We start from the raw sequence: 25,658 nt of genomic DNA on the forward strand, positions 1-25,658 counted from the left end.
AGTTAGGTTTACTATTCTGAACGGAGTGATTTTACAGGATTGGCCAGGGCTGCTTTGATACTTTGAAAACTGATTGTGACCAAAGAAATGACGATTGCTATAACCGCAGCAAGGGCAAATATCTGCCAGGAGACATCGACACGATAAGCATAATTTTGCAGCCATTTATCGACTGCATACCACGCGAGTGGGGTTGATAAAATGATGGCTATCAAGACAAGTTTGAGAAAATCTCTTGATAATAAACCAACAAGTCCGAAAACGGAAGCGCCCAGCACTTTCCTGATTCCGATCTCTTTGGTACGCTGTTCGGCTGTAAATGCGGCTAAGGCAAATAATCCCAAACAGCCAATAAACAAAGCTAAACCAGTAAAAACGCCTAAAACGGTACTTGTTTTTCCTTCTGAAATGTAAAGCCTGGCGAAAGAAGAATCCAGAAAATCATGCTCCACGGGTACATCAGGAACAGTTGTTTTCCAAAGTGCCTCTACTTTTTGAATGACCGATTTTTCAGTACCAGGCAATAATCTTACCGCCACATTGGAGTCCCACGTTTGATAACTTTTAGACGATTCGTTAAAGATTGCAATCGGTTCAATAGCCAGCTTGACGGATCCGTTATAAAAATTTTTCATCACGCCAACAACCTGAAAACGTTGGTTTCGGTTACCCGGATAACGCATCCATTTCCCAACACCATTTTCCCAGCCCATGGCTTTCACCGCCGCTTCATTCAGAATCACACTGGTTGAATCACTTCCTGTATTGGATAGAAAATTACGTCCGGCAATGATTTCTATACCTAATGTCGGGACAAAATTAACGTCCGTCATAAAAGAACTGAGAAGCAGACTTTTGACAACAGCATGTTTTTGATCACCTTGCTCCGGCTCATAATAATCTCCAAAACTTCCCTGAGAAGGCAAATAGGTAGAGTATGTTGTATTGACAACACCCGGGATCTGCGACAGTTGCTGACGAAAAGTTTCTTTGGCAGAAATGTTTCCCAAATGCCGTGCGTTTTCGATGATCAAAACATTTTCACGTTGTAAACCGGGAGAAATTTTTGTCGCGAAATGTAATTGCTCATAAACCACAAAAGCGCCTAACATCAGCACAATGGATACCGAAAATTGAAATACGACCAAACCATTTCGCAAAAAAACATGACCGCCAGAAGCTGCAATGCCTGACATTTTCGAAATATCAACCGTTTTGGATTTTGAAAAATAGAAAGCAGGATATAAACCGCACACCAGACCTGTTAAAAGTGGCAACAGCACTACAAAAGGTAAGATTTTGAAAGAATAAAGATCTGTCACCTCCAACCTCAATCCCGTAAGTTTATTGAAAAAAGGCAGCGTTATAGAAGTTAAAACAGCAGCCAGAATCATCGCAATCAAACTGAATAATAAAGATTCTGTCAGAAATTGTCCAACCAGAACATTTTTATTTGATCCCAACGCACGGCGAATTCCTACTTCCCTGGTACGCTTGATGGACCTTGCGGTGGATAGATTCATGAAATTTACACAGGCAAGCAAAAGGATCAAACCGCCGACGATGGCAAAAATATTGACCTGCTGTTTGTCTCCCAGCGTTGTCAACCGGGAATAAAAACCTGCCGCATTTAAGTGCAAAGATTTCAGTGTAATTAACTTAACATCAAGTTTGTCGCCATTTTGAAGTTGTTTCAAAAAATCCTGTCCGACCCGTTCGTATGCTGCCGGAGCATATCTTTTGACCATATCCGGAAATTTCGCTTCCAGGCTTGCCAAGGTTTCTTGCGTCGGTTTTTCATGAAATTTTGCCCAGGTATCAACTTGCAGCCAGATCCAGCTCCATGCAAAATTTTCAATAACGCGAAAATCTGCCATGGGCAACAAAAAATCAAACTGAACTGAGGATGTCGAAGGCAGGTTTTTCACAATGCCGGAAATCGTGTAAACGTGTCCATTTACTTCAAGAGCTTGACCAATTGCCGATTTTGTACCAAAATATTTTTCCGCAGTTTGCTCTGTTAAAACCATACTACCAGATTTATCAAGTGCCGACAAACTGCCTTCCTTCATCGGAAAAGCAAATAATTTCAAAAATGAAGTATCCACGGCCATCGCTGCGGTTTCATTATATTGCAGTGGCTCGTCTCCGGAAACACTGCGACGAACGATAGCACTTCCCAGATTAAACGTCCGGGCTGTCATTTCAATTTCCGGATAATCGGCTGCTAATCTTGGGCCAAGCGGTGGAGGCGTATTGGTCGTTTTGCCCTCTTCTCCGCCCATTTTAAAATCCAGCGTTACAGAAAATATACGGTCAGCATCCGGCAGAAATTCATCAAAACTTTTTTCGTAATAAACATAAATCCCGATAAGCCAGCACGCCGCAAGTCCGACGCCCAGGCCGGCAACATTCACAAGTGAAAAAAAAGTCTGCCGGTGAAAATTCCGGAATGCTACTTTAATATGATTGCTTATCATCGTTTTATCTTTAAGAAGTTAGGCAAAGAATCGCAAGAAAATAATCTAAAAACAATGGTTTTACTCCGATTTTAAAGATTTCACCGGATTCATCAACGCTGCTTTTATCGATTGAAAACTAACCGTAGCCAATGCTATGACGATCGCAGAAATCCCTACGGCGACAAAAATCCAGGCACTGATTTCAATCCGGTAAGAATAATTATCCAGCCATTTCTGCATGAAAAACCAGGCAAGCGGAGTAGCTATGATAATGGATAAAATGACCATTTTAACAAAATCCTCCGAAAGTGTATAAACAATACTTGAAATACTGGCTCCCAATACTTTACGAACACCAATTTCCTTAGTACGCTGCTCGATCACCATAAGCGCAACAGCAAATAATCCCAGACATGATAATAAAATGGCGACACCGGATGCCAGGCTGAAAATCTGTGAAAGACGTTCCTCTTCCTTATACCATGAATCCGTATTTTCATCCATGTAGGAACCAATGAAATCGGCCTGCGGAGCTACTTCTTTCCAAACCAGTTTCAGCTTATCCATAGCACCTGCCAAACTTCGGGGTGTCACACGTACAAAAATATAGTTAATTGACTCAGAATGAGAAAGGTGTAAAGTAATCGGTTTTTGATCCGCTTTCAATGAGTATAAATGAAAATCAGGAACAAGGCCAATAATCTGATATTTGACACCTGCGGTATCCGTTTGAAAATATTTCCCGACCGGATCCTTTTCTCCAATCATTTTGGCCATCTGTTCCGTTATAATAACCCGATCCAGAGAATCTGTCGGGTAAGCCCGATCAAATTCGCGGCCGTCCAGTAATTTTATACCCAGGGTTTTTGCGTATTCGTAGTCCACTGAAACCCAGTCCGACGATATTTCTTTTTCCTTATAAGTGAAACCAATAACACTGCGGGATGTACTGTGATCTTTTCCTACCCCAAGATTTACAGCGCTTCCGGAAATACCCAGAATAGTTGGATCATTGTCCAGTTCATTATGCATTCTGCGCAAAACCTGCTGTCCATTCGCTTTATTCCCAACCGGAATACTGATCACCTGATCCTTATTGAAACCAAGTGGCTGCGTCCGAAGAAAAACAACCTGCTGAATGGCAATGATAGTACAGCAAATTAACAAACTTGATAAAGTAAATTGGGTTACAATCAAAGAATTACGGAGAATTCCGGGACGTTTTAAAGTGATTTTTCCCTTTAAAACTTCAACTGCATTAAATTTTGACATTTGCCATGCCGGATAACCACCCGCAATCAAAGTCACAAGTAAAAACAGGCCAAAAATAATAGCCAGAGTATCCGGCTGAAAAACATACGCCAGTGTTAATTTCCCCTTGAAAGTAGCATTGAATTGTGGTAATAAAGCATAAGCCAACAGAAGTCCGGCAAGAAAACCAACAAAACAAATCATGGATGTTTCGCCCCAGATCTGTACAAAAAGCTGGTTTTTAAGTGCTCCAAGTGATTTACGAACACCAACTTCACGAGCCCGCGTGAACGAGCGGGCAACACTTAGATTAATAAAATTGATACAGGCGATCAGCAGAATAAAACAGGCAATACCCATCAACGCATAAATCAATGTTACCGAAGATGCACCTCCGGAAATGTCTTTATCAAAATGTATGTTAGCCAGTTTTTGCAATCTTACAGCAAAAATATCTCCGCGCTCATCCGGTTTTGCTCCACGTTTTATTAAACCCGTAATGTTATCTGCAAAATATTTTTTTGAAAAAGATTTCATTCTTTTTTCAAAAGAAGCCTGGTCTGCATTCGGAGTCAGCTTTAAATAAACGTTGTGAGACATAGCATCCCAGTGATCCTTTTCCCGTTGATAACCTTCATGGTTCTCTATACGGATAAATGCATCGTATTGAATCGTTGAATTATCCGGAAAATCGCCCAGTACCCCTGTTACAATATATTGTTTTTGATTCCCGCCATCAGATCCAAGTTGTATTTGTTTACCAACAGGATCTTCACTTCCAAAAACGGCTTTTGCCATATTCTGGCTGATCACAATATTGCTCAGGTCATTCAGCGCAGTTTCTGCACTGCCTTTCAACATGGGAAAAGAAAATATTTTCAGGAAATCAGGGTCTGTGAGCATTACCTGTTTGTCAAAATACTTGCCTTTGTATTCCACCAGACTACTTCCGTTCATCAACCTCGCAGCTGCTTCAACTTCCGGATATTCTGCTTTCAAGGCTGGCGTCAGCGGCATGGGCATTGAGCTTCCTTTTTCTTCCTTCTCAGGATTATTGGAAAACAAATAGGCCTGAAATATCCGGTCACCATCCTTATGAAACAGGTCAAAGGACAACTGAAAATAAGCCGTCAGAAAAAGGAAAATGCTGATACAAAAAGCTACTGAAAGCCCCACAATGTTTATCGAAGCATAACCTTTACTTTTCCAGAGATTTCTGAATGCAATTTTGAAGTAATTACGTATCATCTATTGGTTATTTATCAGTTGAAAACCCTATTTCCTGTTCCGTTTCTGCTATAATCCGTTGACGCTCTCTTTCCGATTTCCCGTTTGCGTTCAAAGTTCTCTCGTATTCAAAATCTTCGCCCTTTTTGACAAACTGGTAGTGCATATACATTTGCCCTTCTGCATTATATTTTATCTGTTTTGAAAAAGGCTGCTTTTTATCACAGATCTCAATTTGTGTATTTTCAGTTCTTTCCGTTACTCTGTTTTCATGTTTTTTGGAAATTTCCGGCTCGGGTTCTTCGTCAAACAAAGGTGCTATCGGAGATTTTGGAGCGGGAGGAAAAGAAAGATCCAGCGAATCCAACACTTTTTCCTTCAATGCAATTCGCTCAGATTTATCAAAAAAAGACAGATCAAAAGTATGATCATATGTTATCGTTTGTCCGTCAATCGTTCCACTAATATGGATCGACATAGACTTGCCATCATCTTCGATACTTTTACTCACAGAACGCGATTGTCCGAAGGCTATCGAATTAACGGTTGTTAGTAGAATGATAAAATACTTTTTCATAGCTAAATGGGTTGCTTTTTTTGATTTTCCGGGTTAAATAATCCGGTTATTATAATGATTTCGGACTACCTGTTATACCGAAGTGAAATTATTATACCAAGCAGCAAGACACTCATTCAACTAATTCATTATAAGTATTTTATATCAAAAATTAAATAAAAAAAGTGTCCGATTATGGACACTTTCGTTCAGTATTGGACTTTGAAAAATCTTGCCGTGATTCCCAAAAAAAGAGTATCTTAATGTAATTAACATCTAATAAATTTCCAGAGTCTTTATTAACAATAACTTCAATATAGTTATCTTTAAACAAGCAGTTGTTTTTATATTTGTATAACAGACAAAAAAGTAAAAATGAGTACTTTATCAATTCATACGAAACTAGAAACTTTAACCCCTGACTTGAAAGAAGAGGTTAATGATTTTATTGATTTTCTAATCGAGAAATCAAGTAAAGAGAAAAAAAAGAAAATTATTCCTGAGTTTGGAAGTGCAAAAGGCAAAATTAAAATGTCTCCGGATTTCGACGCACCTCTTGATGACTTTAAGGATTATATGTAATGAATTATTTACTGGATACACACACATTTCTATGGTTTATTAATGGCGACAATGAACTTCCTCAGAGTTCAAGAGTGATCATTGAAGATCCCGATAACGTTAAATACATAAGTATAGCGACCTTCTGGGAAATTGCTATTAAAATAAATATCAACAAACTGAAAATAGAAATGCCATTTCGGGAACTGGAATGGCACGTAAGTAAAAATGACTTCCGGCTATTACCTATTACTTTTCTGCATACAAGTCAATTAATAAATTTACCTCTTTTTCACAGAGATCCCTTTGACAGAATTATTATTGCTCAGGCAATTTGTGATAGCCTAACTGTAATTAGCAGGGATAACAATTTTAAGCATTATGAATTACCGACAATCTGGTAGATTCTACTCCGATTTCACCGGATTCATCATAGCAGCTTTGATACTTTGAAAGCTTATTGTAAACACAGCAATTAACACAGTCAATAATCCTATCATCGGGAAAATCCACCAGTGAATTTCTATCCGGTAAGCAAAACCTTCCAGCCATTTGTTCATGACATAATACGCTATCGGTGATGCAATGAGGACTGAGATCAATACCAGAATAACGAAATCTGTCGAGAGCAGTTTCACAATACCGGAAATGGAGGCGCCAAGCACTTTTCTAATTCCGATTTCCTTGATCCTGCGTTCAGCGGTAAACGTTGCAAGTCCAAATAAACCGAGACAGGATATCAAAACGGCAATGATTGTAAATGTATTGAAAAGGGTTGCACTACGCTGCTCATTTTTATAAAGACGGTCAAATGTTTCATCCAGGAATTTATAATCCAGCGGATAATTCGGTACCATTTCAGCCCGGATTTTCTCCACCGATTTAATAGCCAGCGCTGCATTCCCCTTGGTGTATTTCACATAAATACCTCTGCTCCATTCTGAATCAGTGAATAAAACAAGCGGTTCAATTTTCTCCCGCAAACTTTTATAATGAAAATCCTTAACCACACCGATAACTGTCCCCTTTTTGCCTTGAAAATGAAAACGCTGTCCGATAACCGGTTTCGGTATATTTAGTTTTCTGACCGCCGCTTCATTCAAAATCACATTATTTTTATCTGCTATACTATTTTCAGCAAACCATCGACCATCCGACATTTTTAGGCCGAACATAGATTGAAAATTAGATTCTACATTGATCTGCCCAACGGTTGGCTGAAAATCCGCTGGCCGGCCATCCCAATCCAGACTACCGCTATGGCTGCTGCTGATATCAACAATATTAGCGCTCGAAATGGTTACATCTTCAATTCCTGGCTGATTTAAAAGCTGGGCTTTCATCATCTTTGCTTCCACTTTTGGAACCATATTCCATGGAAGCATAAAAGTAAATGTCCTGCCTCGATCATAACCCAGCTTTTTGTCCCGGATGAATTTCATTTGCTGAAAAACAACAAGCGTAGAAATCAAGAAAACAACCGAAACTGTGAATTGCACAATCACCAACCCTTTTCTGAAATTTCCATTATTAGATCCAAAAACATTATTTCCTCTTAATGTCTCAAAAGGTTTGAAGGAAGATAAAAGCAGTGATGGATAAATGCCGGTTAGCAAAATGGCAAAAAATGTTGTTCCAAATAATACATACCACAACGATGAATTAGTCAGCGACAAAACAAATATTTTTCCTGTCAAATCATTAAAAGAAGGCATCAATGCAAAAATTAATATCAATGCCAGACCTAAACTTAAAAGGCAGGTTAATATGGATTCGGTCATAAACTGGCCGAATAAATGTGAATGTGTCGCTCCTAAAAGTTTTTTCATCCCCACTTCTTTAGCTCTCATACTGGCTCTGGCCGTTGTCAGATTTACATAATTGATACAGGCCACAAATAAAATCAACATTGCCAATCCGAAGAAAATGTAAACCGTTTTGTGATCGCCCGTATTTTGTCCGGCTCCCTGCACTGCATTATTAAAATGGAGATCTGCCAATGCTTCCGATTCCAGCACAATGTCTTTTGAAGGATTTCCTTTATCATCCTTTTTTGCATTGGAAATAATGGCAGTTAGCTTTTTATCCAGTTTTTTCAAATCTGCATCAGGCCTTACCACAATGAAAGTTTCATAATTGAAATTCCCCCAGTTATTGTCATTTTTTAAATTACCCGGATTTGACAGATAGGCACTTAGCGGAAGAATATAATCATATTGAAAACTCGAATTAGCCGGATTGTTAGCAAAAACAGCCGAGATTTTATAATCCAAAGAATCAATCCGAACGATTTTCCCGGCAACATCAGTTTTCCCAAACAATTGTTCAGCCCTGGATTCTGTCATCGCTATATTCCTGATTCCTGATTTGAAATCATTAATGGATCCATCCAAAAAATTGTAATCAAAAACTTCAAACCAGTTAGAATCTACATAAGCCACATGATCGGCCAAAATCATTTTATCAGCAACCTTTATCGGCAAATTTGAAGAGGCAATTTTCCGCGTTGCCTTGGTAATTTCCGGAAGCAATTTTATTTCATTGGCAAGCAAAAGCGGCGTGCTTGACCAATGCCAGATTTCCTGTTTGCTAACCTGATAATGCGTCAGAATCCTTTTAATCTGCTCCGACTTTTTATGGAAAGTGTCAAAACTTGACTCATTTTTCACCCACAATAAAATGAAAACCGCAGCCACCATCCCACCCGACAACCCGATAATATTAAGCGAAGTGAAAAGTCTGGAACCGAACAGATTCCTGAGTGCAATTTTGATATGGTTTTTTAACATAACATTAGTAAAGCTTTCATTTGTAATTTACTACTTCAACTATTTATTTAATCCAAAAGCAGGTTATTTCTCACTCACTTTTTAAACTCTTAACAGGATCCATCATAGCCGTTTTCAAACTTTGAATACCAACGGTTAATATGGCAACTGAAATTGCAAGCAGAGCAGAAAGCGCAAAATACCATCCGGAAATTTCAATTCTGTAAGGAAAATCCTCTAACCAGATATTCGCAGCATAATAAGATATCGGCAGCGCAGCAACGATGGCGATTAAAACAAGTTTGACAAAATCGGTTGACAATAAAGTAGCGATACTGGCAACAGAAGCGCCTAAAACTTTTCTGATCCCGATTTCTTTCACTCTTGTTTCTGCATTAAAAGTGGCTAAACCAAACAAACCAATGCACGAAACAAAAATGGATAAAATGGCAGCCAGCGTAATCATTTGTTTCCATTTCGCCTCGGTTTCATATCTTTTCAAATTACTGGCATCCTCAAATTTGTATTCAAAAGGCATGAAGGGTACATGTGCGTGAAAAATCTTTTCAACCGTTTTAATCGTTTCTGGAATATCGGTTGAATTAAGTTTAAGGTAAATTGTCCCCAATCCATAATTCGGATCCTGTGTCAATAAAAGTGGTTTAATCTTTTCTTTCAAAGAAGCAAAATGATAATCCTTAATGACGCCGATGACTTTATATTTCTGATTTTTCCATTCAAAATTAATTTCTTTTCCAACCGGATCCTGCCAGCCTGCTTCTTTCACAAATGCTTCATTCACCATCACGGATTCCATAGGATCGGATGTAAAACTTTGAGAGAAATTCCGGCCCTTCACCACTGGAATCTGCAAGGCGTTCAGGAAATTATCATCTACACCAATGTAGCCAAAATCAATACTTCCCTTTTCAATTTTCGCGCCGGTCCCGTTGTAATTTCCGTTGAAAGCGGCCACAGTTTTGATACCGGTTGTATTTTCCAGTTCCTGTTTTATAGCCGCAAGCGATTCCTTTCTACCACCACCACGTCCAATACTGAAACTCATCAGGTTATTATCATTATAACCTAAATCTTTATTGGTCAGATATTTAAATTGAGAATAAATGACAATAGTACCAATAACAAGGCAAACCGACAAAGCAAACTGAAACACGACCAAACCTTTGGTAAGATAATTCCGCTGTGTCAGTTTTGTTCGGTTGTATAATGTTTGCGCCGGACTGAATCCTGACAAAACCATCGCAGGATAAAATCCTGCAACCAGACCCGTGATCAGAAAAAGTATAAAATAACCTGTAACAAGTTTGAAATCGAGCAGATAGGAAAGCGCAAGTTGCTTGTTTGCCAAGTCATTAAAAACAGGCAAAACCAATTGTGTCAAAACGAAGGCAAAACTGAACGCGATGAAAGACAAAAGAAAGGATTCTCCTAAAAACTGGTACATGAGCTGCTTCCGCTGACTTCCGACTACTTTCCGAATTCCAATTTCTTTTGCTCTTTTGAGCGATCTCGCAACTGTAAGATTTATAAAATTTATGCAGGCGATCAGCAAAATAAAAATCGCAATTCCGGAAAGAATGTAGGTATAAATCGGGCTGCTTCCTTTCCCCAGTCCATTTCTTATTTCCGCGGATTCGCTGTCAAGATGAATATTAAGAAATGGTTGAAGATCGAAGTGAATTTTCTGTTTAAAATCCTTGATCTTGCTGATTTCGACAGCGGATTTTGTTTTAAAAACCTGATCAAGTTTTGGAACAACAGTCAGATAATTGGCCTTTTCATGCAGCAAAACAAAGGTATTCATGTAAAACCCTAACCATTCCTTATCCGTCCAGCCGCGGGCTTCCTCAAATTTAAAAGAAATAACAGATTCAAACTGGATTGAAGAATTCTGAGGACATTTTTTGGCTACACCGGTGACGTTAAACGTTTCAAACTTATCATCGATTTTAAGAGCCATGGTTTTGCCAACAGCATCTTTTGTATCGAAATACTTCTCAGCAACGTCCTCGGAAATCACAATGGAATTGATATCAGACAAAACTGTTTTCGGATTGCCATACAATAATGGCATTGAAAAAACGGTGAAGAAATTATCATCCGCAAAAAGAATATTTTCATTAAGCAGTTCTGCACCTTTTTTTACGACAAAAGAACTGCTCTGCGCTCTTACGATTTCCTTGATCTCGGGAATTTCCTGTTTGAAAGACGGACCGTGAATGGCGTTGGTACTGCCTATCACATGCGTATCTTTCTCATCCGTCATCGCTACCTGTATCCGGTAAAGCTGATCTTTATTTTCTTCAAAACGATCAAAACTTACCTCGTCTTTGGTATAAAGTACAATCAACATGCAGCAGGTCAGCCCCAAAGACAACCCGGCAATATTGATCACCGAAAAAACTTTATTTCTGGTAAGATTCCGAAAAGCGATTTTGAGATAATTGGTTAGCATAGCCGTTGGCTTTTAGCGGTTAGTGATTAGCTTTTAGCCGTGGCTTCGAGCTTCCTTTGAGTTTTAGAATTACTTGCAAGTTTCAATTAATCAGCACAAAACATTTCAATAATCTTAAAAACCTTGTTTTCACAATTTGGTGAACAAACTTTAAACTCCCGGACCCAAAGCTAAACGAGCTATTCGCTCCTCAGCGATTTAACCGGATTTTTCAACGCCGCTTTTATTGATTGAAAACTGACCGTCAGCAATGCTATTCCGACCGCCAGAATTCCAGCCAAACCGAAAACCCAGACAGGAATATCAATCCGGTAAGCATAATCTTCCAACCATTTATTCATGGCAAACCAGGCAAGCGGCGCGGCGATTATAAAGGCGACAAGTACGAGTTTTACAAAATCCCTGGAAAGCAGATTCACAATTTCGGCTACGCTGGCACCCAATACTTTCCGCACACCAATTTCCTTGACACGCTGTTCAACCGAAAATGAAGCCAGGCCGAATAATCCGAGACAGGAGATCAAAATGGCGAGGCCTGCTAAAATGCCAACAATTTCACTCACCGTATTATCCGCCTGGTATAATTCTGCAAAATGATCATCCAGAAACTGATATTCAAAATCTTCTTCCGGTGCAATATTTTTCCAGGTTGAACGGATTTCTCCGATAACATCTTCGGCTCTGGCCGTCTTAATCCGAACGGACATTTCGTTATACCCCCAATCCTTCTGATCAAAAATGCATAATGTTTCAATTTTATGATGCAGGGAATTAAAGTTAAAATCTTTGGAAACACCGACAATCACGCCCGCCGAATCCATTCCTCCAAATCCAAAATTCTTACCTATCAAATAATCCAGTGACTTGCCAGGCGTGTCTTTTAGTAATTCCTTTGCCAAAGTTTCATTCACGATATAGGCTTTCCCGTTATCAGCATTGCCGTCTTTAAAATTCCGGCCAGCCACAAGTTTGATTTTGTATAAGGTCAAGTAATCCGGATCCACCACAATCTGAGAAGATGCCATTTCGCGGACCGGACCGGGTCCATGATATCTTACTCCTGTCTGGTGCATGTTATTCCCCAGTTTCTGCCCGGAACCTGTAACCGATACAACTTGCGCCTTGGATAATAATTCTTCTTTGATCGCCTCGTAATTTTTACCGGATTGGACTCCCAAAGGAATGGTAATGACCTGTTCGCGATCAAATCCAATATTCGCTTTTTGCATATAATTCAATTGGCGAACCGTCAGAACCGTTGCGATCATCAGGAAAATAGCACCTGAGAACTGGCCTACCACCAAAGCATTTCGGAAGGATAATTTCTTATTACCACCTCTCATGACGCCTTTTAAAACCGTAGCTGCACTAAAAGAAGAAAGATAAGCGGCAGGATAAAGTCCTGAAATAATCCCAACCAAAACAGTTCCGACGATTAAACCGACGAGAAGCAAAGGGTTTTTGAAAATCGAAAATTCAAGTTGACGCTGACTTAGATCGTTGACATATGGAAGGAGCAGTAATACGAAAAGAACTGCGAGAATAAGTGAAAAGAAACACAGCATCACCGATTCCCCAAGAAATTGAGCGCCCAACTGAATCCGTCCCGATCCGCTCGCTTTCCGGATACCAATTTCTTTGGCACGTCCGGCTGAACGCGCAGTGGAAAGGTTCATGAAATTGATGCAGGCAATCAGGAGTACGATCAGTGCTACAATCGTAAAAACACGTGTATAGGTTTGGTCAAATTTCTGGTAATTCTGATAGTCGTGGGTGATGTTCGTAGAGTTCGCGTGAACGTCTTTTAAGGACTGCAAAAACAATTGGTAATAGCCAGCGCCATCTCCTTTCATATGACGTTTCAAATACGCCGGAAATTGTTTTTCCAGAGAAGCGATGTTGGCATCTTTGGATAATTCCAGATACGTTACTAACCAGTTTCCTCCCCAGTTGTTGATAAAATCCGGTTTTATCATGGTATTAAATGAAAACAAACCTTCAAATTGAAGATGTGAATTTTTCGGCGTGTTTTTCAGAATTCCGGTGACGTTGAAACGCGTGGTATCGCTTCCATAAACTGTAATAATTTTCCCGATCGGATCCGCTTTTCCAAAGATCTTGGATGCACTTTCTTCCGTCAAGACAACGCTGTTGGGCTTTTGCAATACCTGATTTCTGTCGCCTTCCAATAATTCGTAATCAAATATCTTCAAAAACGTAGAATCAACAAATATTGCTTCGTCCAGTGTAAACTTCTTGTCATCAAAGCGCAGTTTTACTTTATCCATATTTCTGACCCTTGTAAAGTTCAGGATTTCCGGATACTCTGCCGTTAATGTTGGCCCCATTGGAAACATCGATAACGCCACATTTTGTGAAGCAACCATCCCAGGGAATTTCTGGACTTCGTCCAGCCGGTACACATTCTTTTTATGAATGTCGTCAAAGCTTTTTTCGTAAAAAACAAAAAGCATGATCACGATACAAGCCGTCATCCCGGTAGCCAGACCAAGAATGTTAAGCAGAGAATATCCCTTATGCTTCCAAAGGTTTCTCCATGCGATTTTGAGGTAGTTCTTTATCATCTTTGAGGTTTTGGCTTTTAGCGGTTAGGTATTAGCTTTTTCCGATATTTCAAGCTTATGGGATGTTGATACTTATATTTTGAAAGATAAGACTCGCTTACAATTTTTCTGTAATCCTGATTCTAAAAGCTAACTGCTAATAGCTAACTGTTAACCGCTAATTCTATTCGCTTTTTAAACATTCCAGAGGATTCACATTTGCAGCTTTTACCGCCTGCATTCCAACGGTCAGCCAGGCTATTGCTAACGCGGCGACACCTGCGCCGAGGAAATACCAGACTTGCAGGTCTATGTGTAATGCAAAACTTTGCAGCCAGTAGCCGGTGATCAGGTAACTGACGGGCAATGCAATAACAATGGCTGCAATAACCAGTTTTGTAAAATCACTGGAAAGCAGATAAACTATGTTGAAAACACTCGATCCAAGCACTTTACGTATCCCAATTTCTTTCAATCTTCTTTCGGCGGTAAACGCAGCCAGGCCGAATAATCCCAAACAGGAAATCAGAATGGCCAAACCGGCAAAATATTTGGAAAGTGCTGCCACCCTTAGCTCGGCTGCATACTGAGCCTGATATTCCTGATCCAGGAATTTATAGTTCAACGAAAAACCGGGATTGTGTCTCTTGTAAAGCTCCTCCATGGAGGTAATGACAGGTTTTTCTTTACCAGCCGCGATTTTGGCCATAATCAGGTAAGTATTACCTTTCGCCAACCGGAAAAACAGAGGTTTTACATTTTCATGAAGCGATTCAAAATGGAAGTCTTTGGCAATGCCTACAATCTGCATATCGTTGCCCCAAAGTTTGACGGTTTTTCCCACTGGATCCTTCATTCCCATAAATTTTACCGCCGCCTCATTAAAAATAATCTTGGAGCTGTCGGCACTGAAATCTCTGGAAAACAAACGGCCTTCCTTCATTTGGATGCCGAGTGTTTGCATCATTTCATAATTCACGCCGACATTTTCAAACTCTGTCTTGTTGTCTTCTGCTTTACCTTCCCACCATATCCCGGAAGTTCCGGAATTGTGACCGGTCATATCGTGGCCAATGCTGGATGCATTTACAACTCCGGGTGTATTTTTCAATTCAGAAAGAAAGGTTTCCATCTTTGAGTCATCCGATAATTTCCCTTCTCTCATAAAATAGACAATGTTGTCTTTATTGTAGCCAAGGTTTTCAGACTGAACAAATTCAACCTGTTTGTAAACCACAATAACTGAAACGATCAGGATGACAGATATCGTAAACTGAAAAACAACCAAACCTTTCCTAGCCCAGACTTCACCTGTGGAAATATTGAGTTTTCCTTTTAAAACGGAAATCGGATTAAAACCGGACAGATACAGCGCAGGATAACTCCCGGATATTAAACCCGTAAAAACAACGACTCCCAGAAGGGTAAAAATCAATTTAGGATCGTAATGAAATGTCAGATTTTTATTGGTAATTTCATTAAACTGAGGTAAAAACAATAAGACCAATAAAACGGAAAGAAAAAGCGAGAGGAAAGTCATCAGCATGGATTCGCCCAAATATTGATAAATCAAGGTTTCCCGGTATGCACCGATCGCCTTTTTTATACCCACCTCCTTAATTCTGCCGGAAGCTTTGGCAGTGGACAAATTCATAAAATTGATACAGGCGATTATCAAGATAAAAACGGCAATGATTGAAAATAACCTTACATATTCTATTCTGCCGCCAGCAGTTAATCCATTTTCGTATTTTCCATGCAAATAGCCACTTGAATATGGACGAAGAAATAATGTCCGGTGCGTTACTTCACCATTACTTTTGGCCTTGACCAGATTAGCAATTTTCTTATTAAATTGACTGACATCTGTTCCGCTTTTCAGCAACACAAATGTATCAGGACCGGTATTTCCCCAATTGGCGCTACTTTTATACTGATCTTTTATAATTTCAAAAGAAATGACAAAATCAAATTGCTCTGAGGAATTTGATGGAGTTCCTTTATAAATTCCGGATACTACAAATTGTTTTTCGTGCTGGAATTCGATGGATTTTCCGATAACATTTTGCGTGGTATGAAAAAGGTTCTGAGCCAGTTTTTCAGAAATGACAATAGAATTTTTGTCATTCAAAACCTGGCTTGCATTGCCTTGTTCCAACCCATAGGAAAACATGTTAAAGATGTCCTTTCCCGCATACCTGCCCTTACTTCTAAGATCGGTATTGCCAACCGAAAGTGTGCCTTCAAATAACCGGGATCCCATGGTATATTCAACTTCCGGCATCTCACTTTTCAGCGTTTCGGCCAATGGAATGGATGTAGATGTGGCGGTCCAGATACCCTGAGCCTGCACCCGGTTTTCCATTACCTGAAAAAGCTGGCTGTCTTTTTCGTGAAATTTGTCGACACTTAATTCATCATTAACCCAAAGGTATATCAACAATGAACAGGCCAATCCCGCGGAAAGTCCTGTCAAATTGATAAAAAAAGTACTTTTAAACCGCTTGAAGTTGCGATAGATGACAAGGAGATTGTGTCTGAACATTGTTCAAGATTTTTTAAGAGGTGACTTTGACTAATGCCTGAATATTATAAATCATGGCAATATCATGTCCGGCTAATAGATTTAATATGTGTTTAGTATTTCAAAACAGGATTTTGAAATACTAAACACATCATCGTAAGAAAACTTTTGCACGGAATATATCCGAACTCTCGGTACTATATGTATTTCTAAACGTGAATCTTTTCTGTAACCACCTTACCATCAAACAAATTGATGATTCTATGGGCAAAACCTGCGTCATACGGCGAGTGAGTAACCATGATGATTGTCGTTCCGGCACCATTCAACTGACTTAACAAAGCCATCACCTCTTCTCCGTTTTTGGAGTCAAGGTTACCCGTCGGCTCATCCGCAAGAATCGTTTTTGGTGTTGCCACTACCGCACGTGCAATCGCAGTACGCTGCTGCTGTCCTCCGGAAAGCTGTTGCGGAAAGTGATTGCGGCGGTGCATCATGTTCATGCGGGTAAGCGCTGCTTCCACTTTTTCTTTGCGTTCTGCTGGCGGAGTTTTCAGGTATAACAATGGAAGTTCGACGTTTTCATAAACGGTAAGTTCGTCGATCAGGTTAAAGCTTTGGAAAACGAACCCGATATTTCCTTTACGGATCTGAGCACGTTGACGTTCAGACATTTTACCAACTTCGGTACCATAAAACTCATACGAGCCAGCACTCGGATTGTCCAGCAAGCCAAGGATATTCAAAAGGGTGGATTTCCCGCACCCGGATGGTCCCATGATAGCGACAAATTCCCCGTCTTTGATTTCCAGATCAATCCCGTTCAGGGCGGTGGTTTCTACTTCCTCAGTAGAAAAAATTTTCTGCAAGTTGTCAATTTTGATCATATTTCGTTAGCTGTTGGCGGTTAGCGTTTGGCTTTTAGCTTGGTTATGGGTATTTCTTACGTGTTGGCTTGTTACTATTATTTCGTTACTATAGTTGTTCCTTTGTTCTAATTCAATCAGAATTTCCGTTGGCCAGAAAAGTTCAATTATCCACACTAACAGCTAATCTCTAAAAGCCAACAGCTAGCCTAGAATTCCAGTACTTCGTTGTCTCCAAAGTTCTCATACGAACTTGTGATCACTTTTTCACCTGGCTGCAATCCTTCAAGTACTTCGAAATATTCAGGGTTTTTACGTCCCAGTGTGATTTTGCGTTTTGCTGCACGTTTGCCGTCAGCACCTAAAACATACACCCAGTTTCCACCAGTTTCAGAGAAGAATCCGCCAACAGGCAATAATGTTGCTTTTGATGGTTGTCCAAGCTGTAATCTGATCGGGGCAGATTGCCCGCGTTTGATCAGCTCAGGTGCACCGCCTTTGGGAAATTCCATGTCCACTTCAAAACGTCCGCTTAAAACCTCAGGATAAATTTTGATAATTTTCAAAGTATATGCTTTGCCGTTAAAATCCATACTACCCGTCAGGCCGGCAAAAATTCTAGAAATATAATGTTCATCAACACTTACACGCATTTTGAAACCATTCAAATCATCAATTTGCCCGATATTCTGGCCCTGATTAATATTTGACCCAACTTCAACATTCATAGAAGAAAGCATACCTGAAACCGGGGCCTTTACAACCAGGTTATCAAGCGTTTGCCTCCACAAGTCAACGTTTTTCTTGGTATTGGCAAGTGTTCCTTCCAATTGAGAAATCTGCATTTTGGAGTTTTCTTCCTGGTATTTCTGTGATTCAATTTCAATATCACGCTGTTTGGTCAAACGGTCGAATTCACGTTTGGTTTTAAGGAAATCAGCATCAGGAATTACTTTATCCTTATATAGTTTAATGTTACGATCATGCGCATCTTTGGCCTGATCAATTTGAAAATCCAGTTCACTCAGACTTTTCTGCAAAGCAAAACGCTCCACACGCAGACGCTGACGGGTATTTTGAAGATCATTTACCAAACGACTGGCTTCCGTTTCTGATTGAAGGAAACTTAATTTCAGACTCTGGTTTTCAAGTTTCAAAAGTACATCACCCTGTTTTACCATGTTACCGCCTTCGATCAGTTTCTGTGTTACATAACCCCCTTCGATCGCATCCAGCTGAATTGTTTTTAAAGGCTGAACAACCCCGGTAACAACAATAAATTCATCAAAAACACCTGTTTTTACGGTTGAAATAGTAAGTTTATCCTGCTGAACATTCAGCTTGCTTCTCTTATCGGCGAAGAAAAACTGGTAAACCAAAAAGCTAACCAAAAGGACACTTCCGGCAATAATCCCTATTCTCCGGCTGTTCCAAAATTTCTTTGGTTTCACTTTATCCATTGTTGATCCTCCCGCAAAATTAGATCCGTTGCTCCCCGAAACTGGTGTTTTAACTTCCATTATATAGTCAGGCTTATAAATATCGTTTAAAAATCTTGTTTCTTCTTATATCCAATCCTTGTGCCAGGAAAACCAAGCCAACATAACTAATTGAAAATCAATAAAATTACTCATTTTAACATTATCAAACATGTTCAATATCGGACACTTTTGTTCGGCTTCGGACAAGCCAAAATGATGTCGTGGACACATATTTCTGTACGCTAACCTCTTATCAAAACCCGGGATTACAGGAATACTTTTTATAAAACAGCATGGAAGATTGTGTTAAGTATCTTATTAGCTTAAAAATTACGCAAAAATTAACCAATATTGCCTTTTGATTTAATGATCAATTCAATATTTGACTGCAAAACAAAGAATTTAATATTAGCCAAAGCCAAAAAACATGCTCCTTTCCGAAGCCAAAATTCTTATAATCGATGACGATGTTGATGTTTTAAGTGCAGCAAAATTGTTGCTCAAACGCCACGCGAAACTTGTCGACATTGAAAAAAATCCTCAAAAACTACCTTTTTTGGTAACCAACAGCAGTTACGATCTGATCTTGCTCGACATGAATTTCACACGTGATGTGAACAGCGGCAGAGAAGGATTTCACTGGCTTGACAGGATTCTTGATATCAATCCAAACATAAAAGTGATCATGATCACAGCTTACGGAGATATTGAAATGGCGATTCGCGCCATAAAATCCGGCGCTACTGATTTTGTTTTAAAACCTTGGGAAAATGACAAACTCATTGCAACCATCGAGGATGTATTAAATGAGAAAAAAGGTGATAAACTGGCAGCAGGAACTGAGGAAAAAGGTGATGGTAAAAAGGAAAAATCATCGTCTGATGCCATAATCGGGCAAAGTGCCGGGATGCAGCACGTTTTGAAAACGTCGGAAAGAGTGGCAGCGACGGATGCTAATGTTTTGATTTTGGGAGAAAATGGTACCGGAAAAACACAATTGGCAAAACATTTACACCAGCATTCCCAGCGGTCTGACAAGCCGTTTGTGGTTGTAGATTTGGGTGCGTTAAGTGACTCACTCTTTGAAAGCGAACTTTTCGGTCACGTTAAAGGTGCCTTTACAGATGCCAAAGATGACCGCGCCGGACGATTTGAAGAGGCAAAAGGAGGAACCATCTTTCTGGACGAAATCGGCAACCTGACACTTTCCTTACAAGCAAAATTGCTGACCGTTTTACAGGAACGCAAGGTTACCAGAGTTGGCTCCAATAAGTCAATTCCATTGGACGTTCGCTTGATTTGCGCGACTAATATGAATATTGAAAGTATGGTCGCTGATAAAACTTTCCGGCAGGATCTTTTCTACCGTATTAATACCATTGAGCTGGATCTTCCTCCGCTTCGTGAACGCCCGGAAGATATTGCGCCGCTTGCTGAATTTTATCTGAAACAATTTCGCAAAAAATATAATCGCCCGGTTACCGATATCAGCAGCGCATTGATAAAAAAAATGCAGCAATATAACTGGCCGGGAAATATCCGGGAATTGCAGCATGCCATCGAGAGGGCAGTGATCCTGTCCCAGGAAAAAACATTGCAGCCCGATGACCTTTTCCTTAAAACATCCGGTGGACAACCAACAACGGCTACCGGTTTCGATTTGGAGGACATGGAGAAAAACATGATCGTGCAGGCGATGAAACGTTTCAACGGAAATATTACAGACGCTGCCAGAGAACTGGGATTGAGCCGGGCGGCTTTGTACCGGAGAATGGAGAAGTATGGACTTTAATTTTTTTAGTTGAAAGTTGAGAATGGAAAGCGGCCGCCGCTCGATTGAGAGTTGAGCCCTCTCGGTTTCTTTCGAGTGACGACGATTGCTTATACAGGGTTGGGCATTCAATTTTCGGCTGAGTCTTTTATAATTATTAACCTGCTAAAAGCCGACTGCCGAAAGCTGATTGCCCTTTGGCATATTTTTTACGCTTTTTATCGTTATGTTAAACAACTTCTCATTTCAACTCATAACTAATGATAAAGTATTGCAAACTGATTCTTCTTCTATTTTTAACTCAAATAAGTTTTGCACAAAATAATCCGATCACATCAGTTCCGCTTAAAGATGTAAAACTGCATCAGGGATTTTGGCATGAAAAATTGGAAACAGGCCGGACGGTTATGATTCCTCATGTTTTTCAGGAATGTGAAGAAACAGGCCGTATTGACAACTTCGCTGTCGCGGGAGGATTAAAAAAGGGCGTTTTCCATGGTACCAGATTTGACGATTCAGATGTTTTTAAAGTAGTTGAAGGCGCTGCTTATTCTCTCCAAAATCATTATGACCCCAAACTGGATCACTATCTTGATAGTCTGATCGTACTTTTTGCGGCAGCTCAGGAACCTGACGGATATTTGTATACCATCCGTACAATCAACAAAGACACCACCGGATCTTATGACTGGATTGCGGGACCTACCCGTTATTCTTTTGAAAATGGCAGCCATGAACTCTACATTGTGGGGCATCTTTATGAAGCCGCTGTTGCCCATTACCAGGCAACTGGCAAAAAGACTTTATTGGACATCGCTACTAAAAATGCGGATCATCTTGTAAGAACCATTGGCCCTAAACCAGGACAAATGATTGTGGTTCCGGGGCATGAAGAAATTGAAATTGCATTGGTAAAATTTTACCGGACTACCAATAAAAAGGAATATCTGGATCTTGCCCATTTCTTTGTTGACATGCGCGGCCGCTCTGACAAACGTCCGCTTTTCCTTGACGAGCACAGACTTGGCCCTTCGTATTTTCAGGATCAAAAACCGGTTGTAAAACAAACGGAAGCGGTTGGACATGCCGTTCGAGCGCAATATCTGTACGCGGCAATCGCGGATATGCTTACGATCGAAGATGATCCTCAATACAGCCAGGCTATTCACAAACTTTGGGATGATGCCACTACCAAAAAACAATATATAACCGGAGGCGTTGGTGCCCGTGCGGACGGCGAAGCTTTTGATGCAGCTTATGTTCTTCCCAATGATAATGCCTATGCTGAAACCTGCTCAGCCGTAGCAAATCTGATCTGGAACCACAAAATGTTTTTGTACACCGGTGAATCCAAATATATGGATGTATTTGAAAGAACATTATACAACGGATTTCTGGGAGGAATGTCGGTTTCGGGAAATGAATTTTTCTATGTAAATCCAATGGCATCCAACGGTATAAACGATTTCGGGCATGGCTTCGGCGCTACCCGGCATGAGTGGTTTGCCTGTGCTTGCTGCCCGACAAATGTTACAAGGTTTTTACCATCACTGCCGGGTTATGTTTATGCAACGAAAGCTAATGAGTTGTTAGTTAATCTTTTTATGGACAGCGAATCTGAGTTGAAAGTCAACAACAATGCGGTAAAAATTAATCAGAAAACGAATTACCCATGGGATGGGAATATTAAAATTACCGTTTCACCGGCAAAATCAGCCAGCTTTCCGCTTTCGATAAGAATTCCGGGATGGGCTAACGGACAGGCAATTCCAGGAGATTTATATACTTATCAGGACAAGCAGGTAAAACCCATCACACTGACAATCAATGGAAAAACTACACCTGCAACGATTGAAAATGGTTATATCAAATTAAATCGTCAGTGGAAATCCGGTGATGTAGTAACTCTCGCACTCGATATGCCTGTAAGAAAAGTTATTGCAAATGAAAATATAAAAACCGATAAAGGGAAAGTCGCAATTGAACGCGGTCCGGTTCTATATTGTGCAGAAGGAAAAGATAACAACGGAAAAGCACTTTCCATGACCATCGCCCCAAATCAGCTATTTACATCCGAATATCAAAAAGATTTTCTGGGCGGACTTACTGTTTTGAAATCCAATGACGCAAAATCAGCAGTGCTCATTCCTTATTATGCCTGGGCGAATCGGGGCGCTAATGAGATGACGATTTGGTTTGACGAGGGCAAATGATAGAATTTTGAATGAGTGAATGATAGAATAGGTTGATCATAAGAATGCCGCGGCTTTAATTGGATCGCGGCATTTTTTACTTGATATTCTTTTGAAGATCTTTTAATTCCCCTTCCATGATCAAACTCATGTCGCTGTTTTTCATCATATCGTTGTCAGAAACCAGCTTGCATTTGAAATACATTTTGAAATGATAGAATTTTGAATGAGTGAATGATAGAATGGGTTGATCATAAGAATGCCGCGGCTTTAATTGGATCGCGGCATTTTTTACTTGATATTCTTTTGAAGATCTTTTAATTCCCCTTCCATGATCAAACTCATGTCGCTGTTTTTCATCATATCGTTGTCAGAAACCAGCTTGCATTTGAAATACATTTTGAAGGGTAAACTTTTGCCTTTGAAAATTAATACGCCCGTGGTTTTCAGCGCTTTTCCCATACCTACTTCCACTGGAATTTCAAATACCTGGCTGCTTTTTGCTTTTACCTTTGTAACACCTTTTACTGATCCTTTTGCCAATCCTTTTTGTTTACCCAAATCAAAAACATAAGACGGATTTCGGAATTCAACCGAAAATGCGTTCGGATTAATAAGTTTCAACTTAATGGATATTTCGGAATTACTTAATCGAAATTTTTCTATATCAAAATCCTGCATTTCTACTTTTGGCAAGCGGATTAACGGAAGTCTTTTATCCTGATCAATATGTAAAGTATCTTTTCCTAAAAATGGTTTTTTAAGATTTAACGCCGCTTCGAAGCTATAGTCGGCGCTGTCTTCACCGGCCGACGCACTTTTTTTGCTTACTGTTACCAATTTCTTTACATCGATTTTGGTAGGCAACATAACCATTGTCGTATCCCGCGACTTCAATTTTAATGAATCTGCATATTCACTTTCAATGATTTTAACACCGTTCATTTTCACAAGATATCTGAAATTCTTTATATCCACCCCAACAGGCAACGGGTTATCAACCAGCAATTTGAGAGACATATCCATGGTACTGTCTGTGATGTGGGTTATTTTACTGATACTCATTTCAATCCTGGGTTTAAGACCGGACACAGGATTGGCGTTTCTTGATTCATAGAGATAGAAAGCCACCCCGACAGCGACAAGCAAAAACAAGATTACGATAAAGAAAGCCGATATTTTTGAGCGGTCTGTCATGAGTCCAGCATTATTTTGGTTATGAAATATGTATTCCCCCAAAAATCATTCTTCAATTTATTTCTGTACTATTTTTAGTTTTAATGTAATTCGTTGATGATTTTTTACGCCTATTAAAATCCCATTTGAAAAATTATTGTGGATATATCTCTTCATTCGGGTATTCAAAAGTTATGTAGAAATACCTGTATCGTTTGGTATGAACATTTAGCAAAGGCCATAGAATTGAAAATCAGCAATTCATAAGCTACCAGGAATAGTATTTCCCTATCTTTCATAATAAAGCGTTGGATTAATATTTAATTCCCTTATTTACAGCGTTTTTTTTGCAAACTCATCATGTGCCCGAATATTTTCGTTATGCTTGATCAAGATAAATTTTACGGGTTATTTAATAAAAAGATCGCCTGCAGAAGTCTGTTAGAATTAACAAACTTTCGACAGACGATCTGATTTTTATAATAAAAACCAGGCTGTTATTAAGCCAGATTTAACTTTCCATGATCTCCCGGATCACTTTCATGGCCGGTAACCGCCGCTTTCACCATTGAAAAGAAAACGACCATTTTCGAAGAAGGACTATCCCAGTAAGCTGCCTCATCCGTGGTCACTTTCAGCACAACCAAATTTGGATCATCTTTTCCTTCCGGAAACCACGCGTTGGACAATGGACTCCATAATTCTTCTTTTTTCTGTTCATCTTCAACAATCGTTGCGTAACCTGTTACACTCAAATACGTATTATCGCCCGGATGAGAATAAATCAAAGTTACATCTTCCCCACTCCCTGTTTCCTGCCCAATTCCGGTTTGTTTGCTGGTAAAAAACCAGGCATTACCTTCTTTATCCACTTCCAGTGTAGTCATTGGCCGCGACTCAATTTTTCCGTTTTTATAGGTTGTGTACATACAAAAACGAATATCTTCAACAAGTGATTTCAACTTTTTTATTGCTTCGGAACTTTGAAGATTCTTTTCCATAACGATTTAATTTTAAGTCTGTGATGAATATTAATTACAGACCCAATTAAAATAACCGTTCCAAAAGCAACGAGAAACCTACCTTGAAATTAATTCCCGGCAATTCAGAAAACACATTTAGTCATTCAAACCTTCCAGTTTTCGAGCTGATACGCACTATCCCAAAAAACATATTCCAGTTTGGAGGCATTGAGATAAGCTTCGGTCATTTTCCCCCTTACAGTTTCCGAAGCCTGATCAGCCAGATTGTTACAAATGGACAACGCTTTTTCAACGGAAGCGGCAAATTCTTCCCCTGCGTACGCGTCAATCCAGTTTTGATAAGGATTAGGAGAAGCCTGATTTGCATAAATGTAATCGCCAATTTTCTTGTAAATCCAGAAACATGGAAGCAAAGCCGCTACCGAAACTTCGTACGATTCATAAGCGGCGGTCGACAATAAATAATTCGTATAGGCAAAACATCCCGGCGCTTTTCCTCCGTCAAAATCAATGACATATTCTTTGAAATAACTTTCGTGTAAAATCCGCTCAACGATAATCGCATTTTGGGCAAATTGCAGAAAATCGAGTAATTCCTGACTTGTTCCGGCCTTGGTTCCCGCCGTTGCAAGCGCCTTCGCAAACTCTGCCAGATATAAGGAATCCTGATAAATATAGAACTTGAATTTTTCAACCGGCAAGGTTCCGGCCATCATTTCCTGATTAAATGGATGTTCCTGAATTTTGTTGTAAACCGGTAATGCTTCATTCCAGAGATGATCTGTAAATTTCATAGGATG

16 protein-coding genes are annotated in these 25,658 nt (G+C 39.8%); 4 read left to right on the forward strand and 12 right to left on the reverse strand.

Going from position 1 to position 25,658, the window contains the following annotated elements; genetic code table 11:
- Window positions 1-11: 11 nt before the first annotated feature.
- Genes FDK13_RS15180 through FDK13_RS15190 form a run of 3 tightly spaced genes read right to left on the reverse strand, consistent with a single transcriptional unit; the run spans window position 12 to window position 5,517 of the window.
- Complete coding sequence (locus tag FDK13_RS15180) at window positions 12-2,480, reverse strand: ABC transporter permease (RefSeq protein WP_137340848.1); 2,469 nt, start codon at window positions 2,478-2,480, stop codon at window positions 12-14.
- Window positions 2,481-2,540: 60 nt separating this feature from the next.
- Window positions 2,541-4,961: an ABC transporter permease gene (locus FDK13_RS15185; RefSeq protein ID WP_137340849.1), complete on the reverse strand. Its 2,421-nt coding sequence runs from the start codon at window positions 4,959-4,961 to the stop codon at window positions 2,541-2,543.
- Between the two features lie 7 nt (window positions 4,962-4,968).
- On the reverse strand, window positions 4,969-5,517 hold the full coding sequence (locus tag FDK13_RS15190) for a hypothetical protein (protein ID WP_137340850.1): 549 nt from the start codon (window positions 5,515-5,517) through the stop codon (window positions 4,969-4,971).
- Window positions 5,518-5,871: 354 nt separating this feature from the next.
- Here FDK13_RS15190 and vapB point away from each other — a divergent pair, with 354 nt between their 5' ends.
- Together vapB and FDK13_RS15200 are read left to right on the forward strand one after the other, a co-directional pair.
- Complete coding sequence (gene vapB / locus FDK13_RS15195) at window positions 5,872-6,078, forward strand: type II toxin-antitoxin system VapB family antitoxin (RefSeq protein ID WP_137340851.1); 207 nt, start codon at window positions 5,872-5,874, stop codon at window positions 6,076-6,078.
- Window positions 6,078-6,461 (forward strand): type II toxin-antitoxin system VapC family toxin, encoded by a 384-nt coding sequence (locus FDK13_RS15200; RefSeq protein WP_137340852.1) that lies wholly within the window; start codon window positions 6,078-6,080, stop codon window positions 6,459-6,461. The genes vapB and FDK13_RS15200 overlap by 1 nt, the downstream gene beginning before the upstream one ends.
- 3 nt (window positions 6,462-6,464) lie before the next feature.
- Here FDK13_RS15200 and FDK13_RS15205 read toward each other — a convergent pair whose 3' ends face one another.
- From FDK13_RS15205 to FDK13_RS15230, 6 genes are all read right to left on the reverse strand, one after another.
- Window positions 6,465-8,846 carry an ABC transporter permease gene (locus FDK13_RS15205; protein WP_137340853.1) on the reverse strand — a complete coding sequence of 794 codons (2,382 nt, stop codon included), beginning with the start codon at window positions 8,844-8,846 and terminating at the stop codon, window positions 6,465-6,467.
- 70 nt (window positions 8,847-8,916) lie between these two features.
- On the reverse strand, window positions 8,917-11,301 hold the full coding sequence (locus tag FDK13_RS15210; RefSeq protein ID WP_137340854.1) for an ABC transporter permease: 2,385 nt from the start codon (window positions 11,299-11,301) through the stop codon (window positions 8,917-8,919).
- A gap of 179 nt (window positions 11,302-11,480) precedes the next feature.
- Window positions 11,481-13,886 carry an ABC transporter permease gene (locus tag FDK13_RS15215; protein WP_137340855.1) on the reverse strand — a complete coding sequence of 802 codons (2,406 nt, stop codon included), beginning with the start codon at window positions 13,884-13,886 and terminating at the stop codon, window positions 11,481-11,483.
- 163 nt (window positions 13,887-14,049) lie between these two features.
- Window positions 14,050-16,410 carry an ABC transporter permease gene (locus FDK13_RS15220; RefSeq protein ID WP_137340856.1) on the reverse strand — a complete coding sequence of 787 codons (2,361 nt, stop codon included), beginning with the start codon at window positions 16,408-16,410 and terminating at the stop codon, window positions 14,050-14,052.
- Between the two features lie 188 nt (window positions 16,411-16,598).
- A complete protein-coding gene (locus FDK13_RS15225) occupies window positions 16,599-17,276 on the reverse strand; it encodes an ABC transporter ATP-binding protein (protein WP_137340857.1) in 678 nt (225 codons plus the stop codon).
- Window positions 17,277-17,464: 188 nt separating this feature from the next.
- A complete protein-coding gene (locus tag FDK13_RS15230) occupies window positions 17,465-18,715 on the reverse strand; it encodes an efflux RND transporter periplasmic adaptor subunit (protein WP_137340901.1) in 1,251 nt (416 codons plus the stop codon).
- A gap of 448 nt (window positions 18,716-19,163) precedes the next feature.
- On the opposite strand from FDK13_RS15230, the gene FDK13_RS15235 reads away from it, so the two are divergent.
- Window positions 19,164-20,528 carry a sigma-54-dependent transcriptional regulator gene (locus tag FDK13_RS15235; RefSeq protein WP_137340858.1) on the forward strand — a complete coding sequence of 455 codons (1,365 nt, stop codon included), beginning with the start codon at window positions 19,164-19,166 and terminating at the stop codon, window positions 20,526-20,528.
- A 239-nt stretch (window positions 20,529-20,767) separates the two neighbouring features.
- Complete coding sequence (locus FDK13_RS15240) at window positions 20,768-22,720, forward strand: glycoside hydrolase family 127 protein (protein WP_137340859.1); 1,953 nt, start codon at window positions 20,768-20,770, stop codon at window positions 22,718-22,720.
- Window positions 22,721-22,990: 270 nt separating this feature from the next.
- Here the strand turns inward: FDK13_RS15240 and FDK13_RS15245 are convergent, their stop codons facing one another.
- From FDK13_RS15245 to tenA, 3 genes are all read right to left on the reverse strand, one after another.
- Complete coding sequence (locus FDK13_RS15245; RefSeq protein ID WP_137340860.1) at window positions 22,991-23,896, reverse strand: LEA type 2 family protein; 906 nt, start codon at window positions 23,894-23,896, stop codon at window positions 22,991-22,993.
- 479 nt (window positions 23,897-24,375) lie between these two features.
- Window positions 24,376-24,876, reverse strand: coding sequence for a pyridoxamine 5'-phosphate oxidase family protein (locus FDK13_RS15250; RefSeq protein WP_137340861.1), 501 nt, complete (start codon window positions 24,874-24,876; stop codon window positions 24,376-24,378).
- 125 nt (window positions 24,877-25,001) lie between these two features.
- Window positions 25,002-25,652 carry a thiaminase II gene (gene tenA, locus FDK13_RS15255; RefSeq protein WP_137340862.1) on the reverse strand — a complete coding sequence of 217 codons (651 nt, stop codon included), beginning with the start codon at window positions 25,650-25,652 and terminating at the stop codon, window positions 25,002-25,004.
- Window positions 25,653-25,658 lie beyond the last annotated feature (6 nt).

The organism is Dyadobacter frigoris (assembly GCF_005280585.1).
Taxonomy (GTDB): domain Bacteria; phylum Bacteroidota; class Bacteroidia; order Cytophagales; family Spirosomataceae; genus Dyadobacter; species Dyadobacter frigoris.